The 767-nt window shown below is 45.5% G+C and carries 1 protein-coding gene; it reads left to right on the top strand.

Annotation, left to right across the window (positions count from 1 at the left end; genetic code table 11):
- A partial coding sequence (locus R7E78_RS26110; protein WP_318058609.1) for a glycosyltransferase occupies window positions 1–680 on the top strand: 680 nt, incomplete at its 5' end.
- Window positions 681–767: the final 87 nt, after the last annotated feature.

Genomic DNA, 767 nt, shown 5'->3' with positions numbered 1-767 from the left:
CAGGCTTCGCTCGCCAACTATACAAAGCTTTAGAAAAGGTGATGCTCAACAAAATTGACGTAGTGGCAGGCTGCAGTCAGCGCGAATGTGATTTAGCCATTAGCATTGGAGCAAAACGAGCGGAACTGCTGAACAACTACGTTTCTTATCAAAGTGCGACGCGTGTCCGCCGAGACCATCAAGCTGCATTGAACATTGTTGTTTTAGGGCGTGTCGCACCACAGAAAGACCCTCAATTTTTACTTAACACACTCCGTTGCTTGAATCGATTTGCACTCAATCGCCAATTAGACATTACTTGGATTGGAGGAGGAGACAGAGAGCTAGAGCAAGCGTTAAGAGCCGAAGACGTACAAGTAACGGGTATGCTTCCTCGAGATGAAGTGGTTAAGAAACTGCAGGCCTCCGATCTCTATTTACATACCGCCGCATGGGAAGGTATGCCTTTAACGATTCTAGAAGCCGCGAAGCTGCACCTCCCTATGGTGATTCGTTCCATTGGTGCCACAAAAGATCTCAACTCTCCTTTTTTGGCGCAAACACCGGAAGACATGGCAAAGCAAATGACACATTGCATCAATCACTATGACGACATTGATTTTCGCCAATACACCACCGAGTTGAATGAGACGTTCAGTGAAGAAAAACAACGCCTCGCTCTAAACAACATTTACAGTTAGAGAAATAGAATGTTTCAAGCCATTCAACAAAAACTGCTACTTATGCCGAGTGGCAAAAAGAACTTGCTGTCACTCGGCATGAAAACG

It is taken from the genome of Vibrio sp. YT-19(2023) (genome assembly GCF_033337395.1).
Note: the sequence above shows the minus strand (reverse complement) of the source record. Positions and strands in the feature narration are given on the sequence as shown.